Annotated in this window: 7 protein-coding genes; 2 read left to right on the top strand and 5 right to left on the bottom strand. The window is 73.2% G+C overall.

The genetic code is table 11. From position 1 onward, the window contains the following. Window positions 1–18: 18 nt before the first annotated feature. Window positions 19–1,383 (top strand): pentapeptide repeat-containing protein, encoded by a 1,365-nt coding sequence (locus RAN62_RS04410; protein WP_305783155.1) that lies wholly within the window; start codon window positions 19–21, stop codon window positions 1,381–1,383. Between the two features lie 6 nt (window positions 1,384–1,389). Here the strand turns inward: RAN62_RS04410 and RAN62_RS04405 are convergent, their stop codons facing one another. Then, window positions 1,390–1,899, bottom strand: a complete 510-nt coding sequence (locus RAN62_RS04405; protein WP_305783154.1) for a hypothetical protein — start codon at window positions 1,897–1,899, stop codon at window positions 1,390–1,392. Window positions 1,900–2,134: 235 nt separating this feature from the next. Here RAN62_RS04405 and RAN62_RS04400 point away from each other — a divergent pair, with 235 nt between their 5' ends. Next, complete coding sequence (locus RAN62_RS04400) at window positions 2,135–13,945, top strand: beta strand repeat-containing protein (RefSeq protein ID WP_305783153.1); 11,811 nt, start codon at window positions 2,135–2,137, stop codon at window positions 13,943–13,945. A gap of 13 nt (window positions 13,946–13,958) precedes the next feature. On the opposite strand, the gene RAN62_RS04395 is transcribed toward RAN62_RS04400, so the two are convergent. The 4 genes from RAN62_RS04395 to RAN62_RS04380 are packed head-to-tail and all read right to left on the bottom strand — an operon-like array spanning window position 13,959 to window position 17,669. Next, the gene (locus tag RAN62_RS04395) at window positions 13,959–15,035 is read right to left on the bottom strand and encodes an aminotransferase class V-fold PLP-dependent enzyme (RefSeq protein WP_305783152.1); all 1,077 of its coding nucleotides are present in this window, start codon (window positions 15,033–15,035) and stop codon (window positions 13,959–13,961) included. Further along, complete coding sequence (locus tag RAN62_RS04390; protein ID WP_305783151.1) at window positions 15,032–15,805, bottom strand: amino acid ABC transporter ATP-binding protein; 774 nt, start codon at window positions 15,803–15,805, stop codon at window positions 15,032–15,034. Before RAN62_RS04390 ends, RAN62_RS04395 begins: the two co-directional genes overlap by 4 nt. Further along, a complete protein-coding gene (locus RAN62_RS04385) occupies window positions 15,802–16,707 on the bottom strand; it encodes an amino acid ABC transporter permease (RefSeq protein WP_305783150.1) in 906 nt (301 codons plus the stop codon). Before RAN62_RS04385 ends, RAN62_RS04390 begins: the two co-directional genes overlap by 4 nt. After that, window positions 16,707–17,669, bottom strand: coding sequence for an ABC transporter substrate-binding protein (locus RAN62_RS04380; protein ID WP_305783149.1), 963 nt, complete (start codon window positions 17,667–17,669; stop codon window positions 16,707–16,709). The genes RAN62_RS04385 and RAN62_RS04380 overlap by 1 nt, the downstream gene beginning before the upstream one ends. Window positions 17,670–17,788: the final 119 nt, after the last annotated feature.

The raw sequence follows: 17,788 nt of genomic DNA, 5'->3' as shown, positions 1-17,788 counted from the left end.
GCACTGTCTCATGGAGCGATGGAACGGCTCCAGCTACGGAAGGTCGCGGTGCCCGCACTGCTGACGCTCGGCGGGCTCGTCGTCGCGGCTCTCCTGGTGTTCGTGATCGTGATCGGCCCCTGGCTGTTCACCCGCTTCCCCCAGGCCGATCTGACCGCTGAGCAGGTCCTCAAAGCCAAGAACGACGTACGCACGACGCTGGTTCAGGCCTTCGTGGGAATTGCCGTCGCGAGCGGCGCCCTCGTGACCTACCGAACTTTCCGATACAACCGCTTGGAACATGACCGCACCTACTCCCTCGAGCAGGCGGAACAGATCAACGAATTCTTCATCAAGGCTGTCGACCGGCTCGGCGACGAGCACGCTCCGGTCCGACTGGGAGCCATGTATTCGCTCGTGCAGCTGGCGCAGGACAATCCCGAACGCCGACCATCTGTTTCGGAGGTTCTCTGTGGTTATCTCCGCATGCCGTTCGCCACATTGTCCGAAGACTCGAGCCCGGGCGACCGGCAGGAGCTACAGGTGCGGCTGATCGCCCAGCAACTCCTCGCCGCGCATCTCCGGCCACTCGTCGGGACCCCGCGCAAGACCGCGCACAACATCAAGGGTGCGCCGGACGAGAGATTCTGGCCGGGGATCAGCCTCGACCTGATCGGCGCAACGCTCATCGACTGGACCTTCCAGGACGCCGAGGTCGCCGCCGCCCGGTTCGACGGCGCGACCTTCGCCGGCAGTACCTCGTTCGCGCGAACAGTCTTTCGGGGTGACGCTCGTTTCACCCGGGCGAATTTCGACGGCAATGCGCTTTTCGCGGAGGCTGAGTTCAAGCGTGCGGCCTACTTCGACGATGTCGCCTTCCAAGGCGGAGCGCATTGTGTCGGAGCTGTTTTTGATGAAGACACCAACTTCACCCAGGCCACTTTCCTCGGCGATGCGCGATTCGATCGAGCGGTGTTCGAAAAAGGTGCCTTGTTCCGCAACGCCACCTTGTCGGCGGACGCATTGTTCGGCCGGGCCACGTTCAACGGAGATGCCCGGTTCGGCCGGACGACCTTCGCCCGTCTCGCCAGATTCGCGGAGGTCGAGTTCAACGGCGTCGCCGGATTCGCCGACGCGGAATTCGCCGGCACAGCCGGTTTCACCGGTGCGACGTTCAGCCGCGGCGTCAAGTTCTACCACGCGGTCTTTACCAGGGATGCGCGGTTCGACGGGGCGACATTCACGAACGACGCCGGACTACGCGGTGCGCGCGTACTCCATCTCGACGACGTGGACTTGGCCAGGTCCGGGGACGGCGCTCGCCGGATCTGGCCCCGCGGCTGGAGGGTCCGGCCCGAGTGGGACGATCCGACCCGGGGAGCGTTGGTCCGCTCGCAGGCATGACAATTCTCAGAGCGGACTTTCCACTTTGATCACCGGCCCCTCGGCATACCCGTTCAGGTCATATCCGATCTCACCGAGATCCGAACTCAGAACGGTGATTACGATGATTTTGTACACACCGGCATGAGCCGGATCTGCGATCTGTTCCTCGGGCAGCGCGGACGGCGGCACTGTCAGAACCGCTCGATAGGCTTCGTCCTGCGAGAACAGCGGCCCGCCGAGCGGAACCCCGACCTGGCCCAGCACAACCTCTTCCCCTGGCCCTTGCGCCTCTGCGTAGACGGTGACGACCCACTCCTTGGTGCGTACCGACAGTGCTGTCAGCCAGATCGGCACGAGGTTGCCGAAGACGTGCCACTCGACCTCGATCTCGAACGAACGGGTGGCGTCGACAACGAGGTTGGACTTCCCCCGGGACGATCGGTCGGTGATCAGCTTGACGCCGCTGATCTCGCCCTGCAGGGAGAAATCGCCCGGGCCGGCGGGCGGGCGGTCAGGTTCGAAGGTGCCGGTCATTTCAGTACTGTCCGGTGCGGCACCGGCGGTATCAACCAGATCACCGACACTCAACAGGAGCCCGCCCACCGGCGACGACACCCGGCGAGCCGGCCGTCCCGAGGCGGGCGGGCGACCGCACGAGAAGAGGGCTTGAGCTGCGGAAACGCGTGGCAACCGGTTGCCCGGCCGGCCGGTCGTCCGGAAAATGCGAAAAACGAAGACTGTTCGTTTCCGGGGTCCTAGTGTTCGCTCCGTGGCGACGTGGGCGCTTGAGATGACGAAACGGGTGGCGCTTGCGGTGGCCACCCTGCTGGTGGTGGTCCTGGTGGGGCCGCCCATCGCGGCGTACGCCGCCGTGGGCCCGGTCAACACGACGGCCCAGGGGATCAGGGCGACGATCAACCTGCTCGCGGGCGGGCTGCCGCTCACCCTCGCGCTGCCGAACCCGGCGCGCACGTGGACGACCGGGCAGGCCGACTCCTCCGGGAACACGCTGGGCGCGACCCTCGGCGGTGGGTTGCTGCCGCAGCTGCTCACCGTGGGCGCGGTCAACACGGCGGTCGGGGCGGCGGCTCCGGGCGGCGGGCGGGCGCAGGCGGGCACGGCCGGGCTGAACGTGCTCGGGGCGGTGACCACCGGCGCGATCCAGACGACCTGCCAGATGACGGCGGCCGGGATCACGACGACGACCGATGTCGCCAACCTGACCGTCGCCGGGGCGAACGTGAACCCCGACGCCAACGTGGCGATCAATGTGCCGGGCGTGCTCACGGGCACGATCGACCACCGGATCGCCGCCTACAACGCGACGACGGGACGGCTCGACTACACCGTCCGGGCGGTGGATCTTGATCTGCTCGGCGGGCTGGCCGTCGTGGCCAGCGGCTCGGTCGTCGTGGCCGAGTCGACCTGCTCGGGCATCGTGAAGCTGGGCGCGGTCAACCTGGCCGCCGCCAACCTGGCGCCGGGCGAGACCGGCACGCCGCGCGTCACCGTGACCAACACCGGTGACATCGCGGCGCCGAACACGACCATCCGCATCCCGGTGCCGCCCGCCGGCTACACGCTCGGGACGCCCACCGTGACCGGCGGCGGCAGCTGCTCGGTGACCGGCGGGTTCGTCGTGTGCACCGGCGTGACCGTGCCCGGTTCCGGCAGCGTCGCCGTGTCGCTGCCGGTGTCGCTGGCCGCGTCGGCGGTCACGGCCGCGGACTGGGCGCCCGCCGCGAACACCATCACCGCGGTGAGCACGCCGATCGCGGCGGTCACCGGCACCACGATCACCGTGCGCGGCGGCGGGACGCTGGTCAACCGGCAGCCCGCCTACAGCACCGGCGGCCTGATCTCGGTCAACCCGATCTCGCTGGCGGCCGGCAAGCAGGCCAACGCCACGATCACGGTCACGAACGACGGGCCGTCCGACGCCACGACGACGGTCACGATCCCGCTCGACGGGCGGCCGCAGGGCGTGTCGGTCGTCTCCGCCACGGCCGGCGGCAACCCCTGCACGGTCACCTCGACCGCCATCACCTGCACCGGCGTCACCGTGCCGGGCGGTGGATCGACCCCCATCACCGTACGGGTGGCGGCCACCACGACGACGCCGCCCACCACCGTCTGGAACCTCGCCGGGCTCACCGCCATCCTCAACGGCACCGCGATCACCGGGCAGGGGCGGCTGCTGACCGTCAGCGACCCGGACGTCAACCTCGACAACGGCGTGACCGTCACCCCGGTGACCGTGATCCCGGGTGGCGACCCGGCGACGCTCCGGGTGACCGTGCGCAACGTCGGCATCATCCCGGCCACGGGCACGACGATCACGCTGCCCGCCCCGCCCGCCGGCTACACCTTCGGCCCCGTGACGACGACCGGGGGCGGCACCTGTACGGCCGACGGGACGGGCGTGCGCTGCACCGGCGTCACAGTGCCGGCGACGGGCAGCGTCGTGGTGTCCGTACCCGTGCGCCTGGCAGCTGGAGTCACCGCGGGCTGGACGGCCGCAGCGGGCGCGCCCGTCACGGCGAGCAGCGGGGACTCCACCGGCACGGCCACCGGCACCCTGGTGACGGCCGACCCGACCTGGACGCTCGGCGTCAGCGCGACCGGTCCCGCCGACCGGACCGTACGCCCGGGGCAGACCGCCACGATGACCGTGACCGTGTCCGACCGCGGCCCGTCCGACGCGCGGAACGCCTCCTACATCGTCGTGGCGCCGCAGAACACCACCTTCGGCCCGCTGACCGGGGCGGCCGCCGCCTGCACCCAGCTCTCCCCCACCGCCCTGCGCTGCACCAGCGACATCCCCGTCGCCGGGCCCGCCGTCACCTTGACCCTGCCGCTGGCCGTGGCCGCGAACGCCGACCCGGCCGTCCCGCTGACCGGCGGCTGTGTGAGCCTCGACAACAACACCACGTGCGGGGACACCGGCGACGTGGCCCTGCCGACGGTCAACCTGCGCACGCCGATCGCGAACCGGCTGACGGTCACCACCACGCAGGCCACGATCGTGCCCGGCCGGGACGGCACCGCCCGGGTGCGGCTCACGTCGACGCAGGACGAGGACGACCTGACCGTCACGATCCCGCTGGCCGACCTGCCGAGCGGCTTCACGGTGACCGGCGGCGACTGCACGCGGACCGGGACCGCCATCACCTGTACGGGCGTCGACCTCACCGCGGGCCGCGAGCTCGTCATCCCGCTGACCGTCGCCGTGGCCGCGAACGTGACCCCGCCGGCGACCTGGACCGCGACCGGCATCACGGTGTCCGACGGTGGCGAGGAGCTGACCGTGACCGGCGCCCTCGCCACCGCGGGCACCCCGGTCTACGCGCTGGGCGCCACCGTCACCGGCCCCGCGGACAACACGGTCGAGCCGGGCCAGACCACGAACCTGGGCCTGACCGTCCGCAACGCGGGCCCGTCCGACGCGCCGGCGACCGCCTTCCGGGTGCTCGCGCCGACCGGCACCACCCTCGGGACGCCTACCGGGGCGGCCGCCACGGCCTGCCAGGTCACGCCCGGCACCACCACCGCGACGTGCACCGTGACCCTGGCCGCCGGGGCGAGCAGCCCGCAGCTCACGCTGCCCGTCGTCGTGCCGGCCGGGGCGGACGTCGCCACCCCGCTCGGCGGCGGCTGCGTCGACCTGGACAACGACGGCAGCTGCGGCCCGGCGCCCGACGTCGCGTTCGACCCGATCATGCTCAAGGTGCCGTTCGCGCAGCAGGTCGCCGTCACCACGACCCCGGTGACCGTGACCCCGGGCACCACCGGCACGGCCACCGTGAACGTCCGGGCCACCCACGGCGACGTGAGCGGTCTGACCGTCACCGTGCCGCTCGCGGACCTGCCCACCGGCATGACCGTGACCAGCGCGGGCGACTGCACGGTCACGAGCACCACGGTCACGTGCACCGATGTCTCCGTCGAGAACGGCACGACAACACCGATCCGGCTGACCGTCTCCGTGCCGCCCGGCGTCGCGCAGGGACCGACGTGGACGGCCACAGGGATCACCGTGGCGCAGGGCGCCGAGCAGGTGACGGCGGATGGCCCGCTCGCCACGATCGGGGCGCCGCAGTTCACGCTCGCGACCACGTTCACGCCGCCCGCCAACGGGACATTGATCCCCGGCGGCACGGGCCGGCTGCGCGTCACCGTCGACAACGAGGGCCCGTCCGACGCGACCGGTGCGAGTGTCGCCGTCATCGCGCCCACAGGCACCACGCTGAGCAACGGCCCGGCCGGTTGCACGATCGCCGGTGACGGACGCTCGGCCACCTGCCCGGTCACGCTCACCGCGGCGGCCGCGCCGATCTCGTACGACTTCGATCTGACCGTCAGCGCGCAGGCCGACGCGGACGACGTGGTCGAGGGCGGCTGCTATGACATCGACGCGAACGGGTTGTGCGACCCGGGCGAGCCGCGGATCCCGGACTTCTGGCTCGAGACCCCGCTCGCGGACATCGTCACCATCGGCACGACGTCCGCCACGATCGCGCCCGGGCGCACCGGCACCGCCACGGTCACGCTGACCGCCACCCGCCCGGAGACCGACCTCGACGTCACCATCCCGCTCACGGACCTGCCGGCCGGTTTCCGGGTCACGGCGGCCACCGGTTGCGCCGTCGGTGCCGCGTCGATCACGTGCGACGACGTCGACCTGAAGAAGGACGAGCCCCTCGCCCTCGCGCTGACCGTGGCCGTCGGCGCGGCCGTCGCCCCGGGCACCGCCTGGGCCGTCACGGGCATCGACGTCACGAACGGTCCCGAGCACGTCACGGCGGACGGCACGCTCGCCACCGCCGGGCCGTCGCAGGCCACCGTCACCGCGGTGGTCACCCCGCCCGCCGACGGTACGGTCGCCGCGGGCGGCACCACGAGCCTGGCCCTCGTGGTCTCGAACGCCGGGCCCTCCGACGTGACCGGCCGCTCCTTCACGGTCACGGCGCCGGCCGACACCACCTTCGGCACGCTCTCCGGCGACGCCGCCACCGCTTGCACCGTGGCCGGCGACGCCCGGTCGCTCACCTGCTCGGTGACGCTCGCGGCCGGGACGAGCACGCCGGAGCTGGCGCTGCCCCTGGCCGTCGACGTCAACGCCGATCCGTTCACGCCCGTCGCCGGCGGCTGCGTGACCTTCTCCGGCACGACCGACTGCGTCGCGATTCCCGAGTTCGACCTGAGCGTGCCGCTCGACCGGCGGGCGCGGATCCTCACCACCCCGACCACGGTCACCCCCGGTACGGAGGAGCCTGTCACCGTCGGCGTCCAGTCGCAGCGCGGTGACCTGAGCGGCCTCACGCTCGTGATCCCGCTGGCCGCCGTGCCCGCGTCGCTGACGGTCACAGCCGTGGCGCCCGGGTGCACGCAGACCGCGTCCGAGGTGCGGTGCACCGGGATCGACGTGACCGACGGGTCGACGACGCCGGTGACCGCTCTGCGCGTACGGGCGACGGCCGCCGCCGCCCAGGGCACCGCCTGGACCGCCACCGGGATCGTCCTCGACGCCGGCAGCGACGGGCAGCTCACGCAGGACGGGCAGCTGGCCGTCGTCGGCGCGCCCGCCGCCACGCTGCAGGCGACCGTGGACGGCCCGGACGAGCCGATCCTGCCCGGCGGCACCGGCACGCTCGACATCACGCTCGACAACGCCGGCCCGTCCGACCTGCCCACCACCACGATCGGCTTCGACGCGCCGACCGGCTCGACCATCGGCGACCTGCCCGCGCCGACCGGCGCGATCTGTGACACCGAGCCGGGTGCGACCCGCTTGACCTGTACGTTCGGCCTGCCCGCCGACGCGGACCCGATCGTGGTGGCCGTGCCGATCGTCGTCGCCCCGGACGCGGACCCGCGCCGGCCCCTGACCGGTGGCTGCGTGGACCTCGACAACAACCGCACCTGCTCGCCGCCCGACGTGACCGTGCCGCCGGTGCCGCTCGCGACGCCGTTCGCCCAGCAGGTCGCCCTCAGCACCACCCCGGTCACGGTCACCCCGGGCCGCACCGGCGTCGCCCGGGTCACCGTGACCACCGACCCGGCCCAGACCGGGCTGACCGTCACCGTGCCGCTGGCCGGGCTGCCCGCCGGCGTCACCATCGGCACGCCGTCCGTCGCCCCGGGCGGCACGTGCACCGGCGACGCTTCCACGATCCGGTGCACCGGCGTCGACATCGCCGCCGGGGGTGCCGCCACGGTGTCCGTACCGCTGGCTGTCTCCTCGGCCGCGCCCGCCGCGACCTGGACCGCCACCGGCATCACCGTCACCAACGGCGCCGGGGCCAGCCGGTCCGCGGACGGCGTGCTGCTGCGCACCGGCGCGGCGAGCTTCACGCTGACCGGCACCACGCGCGCCCCGGCCGAGGGCACCGTCCTGCCCGGCGGTACCGCCGCCATCGACCTCGTGCTCGACAACCAGGGCCCCTCGGACGCCGTCGACGCGCCGGTCGCCGTGACCGCGCCGGTCGGCACCACCTTCGGCCCACTGTCCGGCGCCACCGCCGAGGCGTGCACCGCCACCACGACGACCACGCTGACCTGCCGGGTCAATCTGGCCGCCACCAGCGAGCCGCTGGTCCTGACGCTGCCCGTGGTGATCCCGGCCGACGCGGACCCGGACGTGCGGATCACCGGCGGCTGCGCCGACCTCGACGGCACCGGGGCCTGCGGCGGGACCGGCGACGTGGTCCTGCCCGACCTCGCCCTGCGCGCCCCGCTGGCCGGCGTCGTGACCGTGACCAGCACCAACCCGTCGATCACGCCGGGCACGACCGGCACTGCCACGATCACCGTGAGCAGCTCGCAGCCCCGGCCCGGCTCGACCGTGCGGCTGGACACCTCGGCGCTGCCGGCCGGCCTGACGCTGACGAGCGCGACACCCTGCACGGACTGCGCGAACGTCGACCTCCCGGTCACGCTCACCCTGCGGCTGACCGCGGCTCCGGACGCGGCCCAGGCCACCTGGACGCCCACGGTCACGGTCACCGACGGCACCGAGACCGCGACCTTCACCCCGGTGGCCGCCCGGATCGGCGCGCCCGTCCACCCGCTCACCGTCGCCGTCGACGCCCCCGGCCCCGGCACGGTCCCGCCGGGCGGCACGGCCGAGCTGGCGGTGACGCTGACCAACGAGGGCCCGTCGCTCTACCCGGGCGCGCGGGTGCAGTTCAAGGCGCCGACCGGCACGACCTTCGCCCCGCTGGGCGGCCCGGCCGCCGGCTTCTGCACCGCCGCCACCACCCTGGTCACCTGCGCGGCCGACCTGCCCGCCGGCGACCGCGTCTTCACCCTCGGCCTGCTCGTGCCGGGCACCGCGGACCCGGACGTCGTCCTCGACGACGGCTGCTGGGACGCGAACCTCGACGGGGTCTGCGGCGGGGCGCCGGACCAGCCCCTGCCGCCGGTCGAGCTGCAGACGCCGCTGGGCGCGGCCGCCACGCTCACCGTCGAGGCGGGCACCGCGGTCCCGGGCGGCGACCCGGCCACCGGCACGGTCGTCGTCACCTCGACCCAGGACCTCACCGGCCTGACCCTGACCGTGCCGACCGGCACGCTGCCCGCCGGCCTGACGATCACCGGCGTCGCGCCCGGCTCGTGCACGTCCACCGGCGACATCGTGTGCACCGGGCTGGCGCTCACCACGGGCCGCAACGAGGTCGTCCGCGTGACCGCTCGCGCGTCCGGGGCCGCGGCCGCCGGGGTCACCTGGAACCCGGGCCAGATCACCTTGCGCAACGCCGCCGGCCAGCAGGCGTACGGGACCGGCACGCTGATCACCACCGGGCCGCCCGTGGCCCCGATCGTCTACGACGCCACCGTCGCGGCGGCCGGGGTGACCCCGGGCGGCACGGCGACCCTGACCGTGACCGCCGACAACACCGGCCCGTCCGACGCCGTGAACGCGACCACGAGCATCCTCGCGCCGACCGGCACGACCTTCGGCCCGCTCGGCGGCCAGGCGGCGGCCGACTGCACGCCCGCCGGGGACCGTCGCCTGGACTGCCGCTTCGACCTGACCGCGGCCGCGGCGCCGCTGGTCTGGACGATTCCGCTGGTCGTCAACGCGGATGCCGACCCGACGACCACGCTCGGCGACGGCTGCGTCGACGCCGACGGCAACGGGGTCTGCGGGCCCACCGAGGAAGACCTGCCCGGCATCCCGCTCACCCGGACGCTCGACCAGGCCATCACGGTCACGGCCGACAACGTCGCGATCATTCCCGGGCGTACGGGCACCGCGACAGTGACCGTCCGCGCGGCCGACGCGCGCAGCGGGCTGACCGTGACGATCCCGCTGACCGGGCTCCCCGCCGGGGTGACCGTGACAGGCGCCCGCCAGGGCGGCACCACCGACTGCATCGTGGGCACGACCGACGTCACCTGCACGGGCATCACACTGGCCGCCGGCGGATCCACCCCGATCGCCCTGGCCGTGACGACGACGGCGGCCGCGACAGCCGGGGCCACCTGGACTCCGCAGGTCTCCGTGACCCAGGGTCAGATCGCCGTGGTCCGGCCGGTGACCGCGCTGACCGTCGGCGCCGCCGCGAGCACGCTGACCGTGACCGTCACTCCCCCGGCCCCGGGCACCGTCCTGCCGGGCGCCGACTCGTCCCTGGCCGTCGCGGTCGCCAACAGCGGCCCGTCGAACGCCCGGGCCCGCGTGCTCACCTTCCGCGCGCCGCAGAGCACCACGTTCATCGACCCGCTGCCCGCCTTCTGCACGGCGGCCGATCCCCGCGCCGCGACGTGCACGGTCGACGTCGACGCGGCCGCCACGCTCCGCTTCACGCTGCCGATCCGCGTCGCGGCGACGGCCGGGGGCGGCACCACGCTCGGCGACGGCTGCGTGGACACCGGCAGCGGCTGCACGACGGACCTGCCGGAGATCGTCCTCGGCACGCCGCTCAGCGGCCGGGTGCAGCTCACCACGCGGGACGCGACAGTCGTGCCGGGTCAGACCGGGATCGCGTACGTGCGGGTCGTCGCCGACCGGGCCGTGCCCGGTGCCACCGTGACCGTCCCGCTGACCTCGCTCCCCGCCGGTCTCACCGTCGTCTCCGCCGCCGGGCCCACCGGGTCCGTCTGCGGCTGGACGGGCGAGGTGCGCTGCACCGGCGTCGACGTGGCGGCAGGCACCTCGGACCCGGTCGCCCTGCTGATCCGGGCCACGGCCGCGCTGCGCGCCGGAGTGACCTGGACGGCGACCGGCATCACCCTCGAGGCCGGCGGCGAGACGGCGACCGGCAGCGGCCGGCTGGCCGTCACCGGCACGCCCGTCGCCCCGCTCACCGCGACCGTCACCGGCCCGGCCGGCACCGTGCTGCCGGGCGACGTCACCTCGACGCAGATCACCGTCACGAACCCCGGCCCGTCCGACGCGACCGGCGTGACCGCCACGGTCACCGCCCCGACGAACAGCACCTTCGGGCCGCTCTCGGGCCAGGTCGCCCTGGACTGCGGCGTCGCCGGCACCACGACCCTGACCTGCTCCTTCGGCCAGACCGCCGGGACCAGCCGCACCTGGACGATCCCGGTGCTGGTCGACGGCACCGCCGCCAACGGCGACCGGGTCGCGAACGGCTGCGTCACCGTCGCCGGCGGTGCGCCGGTCTGCGGCGGCAACGCCCTGGTGACCTCGCTGGCCGCGGGCCGGGGCCTGCAGGAGTCGGCGACGCTCGCCGTCACCCCGGTGACCGTGACTCCCGGCTCCTCGGGGACCGCCACCCTGCGGTACACCTCGACCGCCTCCTACGACGACCTGACCCTGACGATCCCGCTGAGCGGCAAGCCGGCCGGGATGACCGTCACCGGGGCCGGGACCTGCGTCGTGGGCGCCACGGCGATCACCTGCACCGGGCTGTCGCTGGCCGCCGGGACACCGCTGGTCGTGACGCTGCCGGTGGCGCTCTCCGGCACGGCCACCGGCACGTGGAACCAGACCGGCATCACGCTGGCCGGCGACGCGACGGCGGGCACGCTGACCTCCGCCGCCACGCTCGTGACGGCCGGCCCGCCGGTCGCGCCGATCGTCTACGACTCGTCCGTCGCGGCGGCCGGGGTCACGCCCGGCGGCACGGCGACCCTGACCGTGACCGCCGACAACACCGGCCCGTCCGACGCCGTGAACGCGACCACGAGCATTCTCGCGCCGACCGGCACCACCTTCGGCGCGCTCACCGGGCAGGCTTCCCAGGACTGCGCGCCGGCTGACAACCGTCGCCTCACCTGTCGCTTCGACCTGACCGCGGCCGCGGCGCCGCTGGTCTGGGAGATCCCGCTGATCGTCAACGCGGACGCCGACCCGACGACCACGCTCGGCGACGGCTGCGTCGACGCCGACGGCAACGGGGTGTGCGGCCCCACCGAGGAAGACGTGCCCGGCATCCCGCTGACGCGGACGCTCGACCAGGCGATCACGGTCACGGCCGACACCATCGCGATCATTCCCGGGCGTACGGGCACCGCGACAGTGACCGTCCGCGCCGCCGACGCCCGCAGCGGGCTGACCGTGACGATCCCATTGAGCGGGCTCCCCGCCGGGGTGACCGTCACCGGCGCGACCCCCGCCGGCTGCGTCGTGGGCGCCACCGCCGTCACCTGCTCGGACATCACGCTCGCGGCCGGGGCGTCGACCGGCATCGCGCTCGCGGTCTCGGCGACGGCGGCCGCGGTCACCGGGTCGGCCTGGGCGCCACAGGTCGGCGTCCGGCAGGGCGACGTCGCCGTCACCCGGCCGGTCACCGCGCTGACGGTCGGCACCGCCACCAGCACCGTCACCGCGACCGTCACCGGGCCGACCGGCGATGTGCTGCCCGGGGACGTCACCTCGACGCAGATCACCGTGACGAACAGCGGCCCGTCCGACGCGGCCGCCGTGACCGCCACTGTGACCGCCCCGACCAACAGCACCTTCGGCACGCTGGCGGGGCAGGTCGCCCTCGACTGCAACCGCAGCGCGGCGACCACGCTGACCTGCCGGTTCGCGCAGGCCGCCGGGACGAGCCGCACGTGGACGGTCCCGGTGGTCGTCAGCAGCACGGCGAGCAACGGCGACCCGGTCGCGAACGGCTGCGTCACGGTCTCCGGCAGCCCGGCGGTCTGCGGCGGCAACGCGACGGTCGTCTCCTTCGCCGCGGACCGGCCGCTGACCGGCAACGTCACCACCGCCTTCACACCGGCGACCGTGGCCGCGGGCGACTCGGGCCCGGCGACGATCCGATTCACGTCGGCGATCGCGTCGTACGACGATCTGACGCTGACGATCCCGCTCGCCGGCAAGCCCGCCGGCATGACTGTCACCGGCGCGAACGCCGGGGGCAGCGACTGCACGATCGGTGCGAGCGCCATCACCTGCACCGGGCTCACGCTGGCCGCCGGGACACCGCTGACGATCACGGTCGCCGTGACGCTCGCGAGCACGGTCACCACCGGCACCAAGTGGACCCCGACCGGCGTCCTGCTGGCCGGCGACACCACCGCGGGCACGCTCAGCAGCTCCGGGACGCTGGTCACCGCGACCGCCGCGAGCTACAACGTCACGGTCACCGTCGGCGCCCCGACCGTGCCGCGACCCGCGCCGGGCCAGACCACGGTGCTGCCGATCACGCTGAGCAACTCGGGGCCGCAGGACGCGAACCCGTACGTGGCGACGATCGTCCTGCCCACAAACACGACCGCGGGCACGCTGCCCGACGGCTGCGTCCCGGGCTCGGGCGCCCGGCTCGTGGTCTGCACCCTGGGCATCGCCAACGGCGAGACGACCCAGATCGACTTGCCGCTCGTGGTGAGCAGCAGCGCGGCGGTCGGCTCCACGATCAGCGGCGGCTGCGTCGACGGCGGCGGCAACGGTGCCTGTGGCTCCTCCGACGACCAGGCCCTGCCCACGTTCACGGTCAGCGCGCCGTCGGTGGACCTGAACATCGAGTACTCGAACCCGCAGCCGAAGGCCACGAAGGGCGCCACGCTCCTGCTCAAGCTGCCGTACAGCAACAACGGCACGACCAGCGCGGCCGACGTCAGCTTCGTCATCGACCCGCCGGCCGGGACCACGCTGACGAAGGCGGCCGTCCTGCTCGACGCCACGGCGGCCGGTTTCACCGCGCAGGCCACCGCCGCCGACACGATCGAACTGGCCTGCACGGCGGCGCCGGACGTGGACGCTAACGCCGTCACATGCACCGGCCCGGAGGCCCCGGTCGGCGCCAGCAGCGAGCTGTGGCTCTACCTGGCCGTCGCCAAGACCGCCAAGGCCGGCACGTTCCCGGTGAACGTCACGATCAGCACGACCAGCGCCGAGGGCAACACGGTCAACAACACGGCCACGGCGTCGCTGACCATCGCCGGCTCGGCCACCGATTCCGACACCGACACCTCCGACCCGGATGACTCGAACTCCGACGGCGACACGGGGACCGACACACCGGCCGGCAGCGGCTCGAACGGCTCGGGCAACCTGCCGAAGACGGGCCAGGACCTGACCGGCCTCATCCTGCTGGCCGTCCTGCTGGTGGTCGGTGGTGCGGTCGCCCGGATCGGAGCCCGCACCCGCCGCCGCTGACCCGGTGACCGCTTCACGCGGCTTCTTCCAGGACGGCGGCGACGAGCGGGAAGACGCCGGGGTCCGTGGTCGCGTGGACGCTCAGCCGGATGCGGCCGGCGCCGTGCGCGGTGGCGGTGATCCCGGCGTCCTGCAGGCGGGCGAGGGCCTGCGGGGCGTCGGCGACCTTCACGACGACGATGCCGGCCCGGTGACGCGTGTCCACAGGGGACAGCACCGGCGCGGACACCGCCGCGAGGAGGGCGTCGACCCGCTCCCGGATCCGGGCCTCGACCGTGGCGACGCCGAAGCTCTCCAGCTGCTCCAGGGCGGTGCCGAGGGCGGCCGAGGCGTACGGGGACAGGTTGGTGACCGAGAGCCGGCCGGCGCCCTCCCGCAGGGGGTGCGGGCGGCCGTCGTACCCGGTCGGGTCCTCGACGCCGGTCCAGCCGCCCAGGACCGGGCGCAGGCGGTCGAGCGCGCGGGCGGAGAGCGCGACGAACCCGGTGCCCCAGCCCGCGCGCAGCCACTTCTGGCCGCCGGCCGCCAGCGCGTCCGCGTGCGTCCAGTCCTGGTCGAGGACACCGAAGCCCTGGATCCCGTCGACGATCAGCAGCCGGTCGCCGATCACCTCGCGCAGGGCGGCCAGGTCGGCACGGTAGCCGGTGCGGAAGTCGACGGCACTGAGCGCCACCGCGGTCGTCGCCGGCGTGAGCGCGCCGGCCACGACGTCCGGCGTCATCTCGGTGCTGCCGATCTGGCGTACCCGCAGCAGCCCGGCCTCCTGCGCCCGCCACCAGGGGTAGAGGTTGGACGGGAACTCGCCCCCGCTGACCAGCACCTCGCCGCCGGGCAGGCCGAAGGCGACCTGCTGCAGGCCCGCCGACGTGCTGGTGGCCAGGGTGCAGGCCGCCGGCGGGAAGCCGGTCAGGCGGGAGACCGCGGCCAGGGCGCGCCCGTCGGCCGCGTGCAGCCCGGCGCTGGGGACGCCGGTCACCGACCCCTCGACGGCGTCGGTGACGCTCCGGAGCACGGCCCGGGAGGGCGGGCCGTAACTCGCGAAGTTCAGATAGCCCGGCGGCTCCTCGAAGGACGACAGGTAGTCGCTCACGCCAGCACCCGCTTGAGGAACTGGCGGGTGCGCGCCTCCCGCGGGGCGACCAGCACCTGGTCGACCGGGCCCTGCTCGACGATCCCGGCGTCGGCCATGAAGACGACCCGGTCGGCGACCTCGCGGGCGAACTGGATCTCATGGGTCACGACGAGCATCGTCATGCCCTGCGCGGCCAGGTCGGACATGACGGTGAGGACCTCCCCCACGAGTTCCGGGTCGAGCGCCGAGGTGGGCTCGTCGAAGAGCAGGAACAGCGGTTTCATGGCGACGGCGCGGGCGATGGCGACGCGCTGGCGCTGGCCGCCGGAGAGCTGCCCCGGATAGGCGTCCGCCTTCTCCGACAGGCCGACGCGGCCCAGCACCTCGAGGGCCTCGGCGCGCACCTCGGCGGCGGGCCGGCGCTGCACGCGTACCGGGCCCTCCATGACGTTGGCCAGCACCGTGAGGTGCGGGAAGAGGTTGAAGTGCTGGAACACCATGGCGGTCCGCGCGCGCTGGGCCGAGACCTTGCGCTCGCTGAGCTCGTGCAGCTTGCCGTCGCGCAGGCGGAAGCCCATCGGCTCGCCCCCGACCCACACCTCGCCGCTGTCCGGCTTCTCCAGATGGTTGAGCGTGCGCAGGAAGGTCGACTTGCCGGCACCGGACGGGCCGATGATGCAGACCACCTCGCCCGAGCGCACTTGCAGGGATACCTCGTTCAGCACGACGTGGTCGCCGTACGCCTTGGTGATCCTGCGGGCGTCCAGGACCAGACCCGGGTCGTTCACTGCGGACTCCTCACCATCGGCGGCCGGCCGAGGTTCAGGGCGAGCCTGCGCCTCAGCGACGGGGGCCCGGCCCGGCGGTCCTGCCGGTCGAACCCGCGTTCCAGGTAGTACTGCCCGACGCTGGCCACGGTGACGACGACCATGTACCAGATCGCCGCGGCGATCAGGGTCTCCATCACCTGGAGGTTGAAGGACGAGATGTTGTTCGCGGCGCGGATCAGCTCCACGTAGCCGATCACCGACGCCATCGCCGTGCCCTTGAGCATGTTGATGAAGTCGTTGCCGGTCGGCGGGATGATCACCCGCATCGCCTGCGGCAGCACGATCCGCCGCAGGCGCTGGGTGGGAGTCTCGCCGATCGACTGCGCGGCCTCGATCTGACCCCGGTCGACGCTCTTGAGCCCGGCCCGGACGATCTCGGCCATGTAGGCGCTCTCGTTCAGCGCCAGGCCGAGGAACGCCGCGACGAAGGTGGTCATGACCGCGTTGGTCTCGACGTCGAGGATCTTCAGGCCGGTGAACGGGACGCCGACCGACAGCCGCGGGAAGATCAGCGCCAGGTTGTACCAGAGCAGGATCTGCAGGAGCACCGGCAGACCCCGGAACAGCCAGGTGTACGCGCCGGCGAAGGCGCGCGCCACCGGGTTGTGCGAGATGCGCATCAGCGCGATCAGGACGCCGATGACGATGGCCACGCCCTGCGCGACGACAGCCAGGACAATGGTGCCGACCAGGCCCTTGAGGATGATCGGCGAACGCAGGTAGTACGGGATGTCGCCGTACGCGATGTCGCCCTGCGCGGCGCCCCAGCCCAGCGCCAGCAGGATCAGCACGATGAGGACACCGCTGATCCAGCGGCCCCAGTGCCGCAGCCGCACCTGCGGCAGCAGGTCCTGGGTCATCACTTGCCGCCGTTGACGGTGGCCTTGGTCAGGCTGCCCGAGGTGATGCCCCACGCGTCGAGGATCTTGCCGTACGTGCCGTCCGCGATCAGCGCGTCGAGGGCCCCGGCGATCGCGTCGCGCAGCTGCGGCTTGCTCTTGTTCACCCCGATGCCGTACGGGGCGCCGTCGATCACGTCACCCGGCACGACCTCGAAGGCCTCGCCGTTCTGGGTGGTCCGGGAGACGTAGACGGCGCTCGGCAGGTCGTTGACGATGGCGTCGATCCGGCCCGTGCGCAGCTGGGTCTGGTTCTGGCTGTCGCTGTCGGTGACCGTGACGGCCAGGGCCGCCTGCCCCCTGGCCTGGCAGTCGGTGCTCGTCCTCTCGGCGAACTCCTGCTGGCTGGTGCCGGTGACCACGGCGATCTTCTTGCCGCAGAGCGTGTCCGGGCCGGTGATCCCGGCCGGGTTGCCCTTCTTGATCATGATGGTGATGCCGGAGGTCAGGTAGTCGACGAAGTCGATGGCCTTCTGCCGCTCGGCGGTGTCGTTCATGGCCGCGATGGTCACGTCCACCCGCGCCGACTGAAGGCTGGTGATCAGCGCGCCGAAGTCCTGGTTCTGGTACTCGATGCGCAGCCCGAGCTTCGTGGCGACCGCGGTGATCAGGTCGTGGTCGGAGCCGATCACGGTGGTGCCGTCGGCGGCATAGAAGTTGTTCGGCGCCGACTGCACATAGGAGCCGACCTTGAGCACGCCCGCGCCGGCCAGCTCGGCCGGGATCTTGCTCGCGAGCGCGTCGTCCTTGGTGACGGCGGCGAGGATCGCCGAGGTGTCGGGGACGGTCGGCGAGCCGCCGCTCGCGCCGCCGGCCTTGTCACCGGGCTGGGGTGCGGACGGGCCGCCGCAGGCGGTGAGGGCCAGGGTGGCCGCGAGACCGGCGACGGCGACGCGTACCGGCAGACTACGGAGAGAGCTCATGGGGGGACCCTTCCTGGCAGACGTCAGTGGTCACGACACATCAAGATCACCCGTGCGGGAGAATTATCATGCCAAAGAGGTGATCCCGCACGACCGCTCCCGCTCCGTCGTCGACCTCA

Origin of the sequence: Symbioplanes lichenis (assembly GCF_030709675.1) — a bacterium.
In the GTDB taxonomy this organism is placed as follows: domain Bacteria; phylum Actinomycetota; class Actinomycetes; order Mycobacteriales; family Micromonosporaceae; genus Actinoplanes; species Actinoplanes lichenis.
This window is presented reverse-complemented; position numbering and strand designations above follow the sequence as displayed.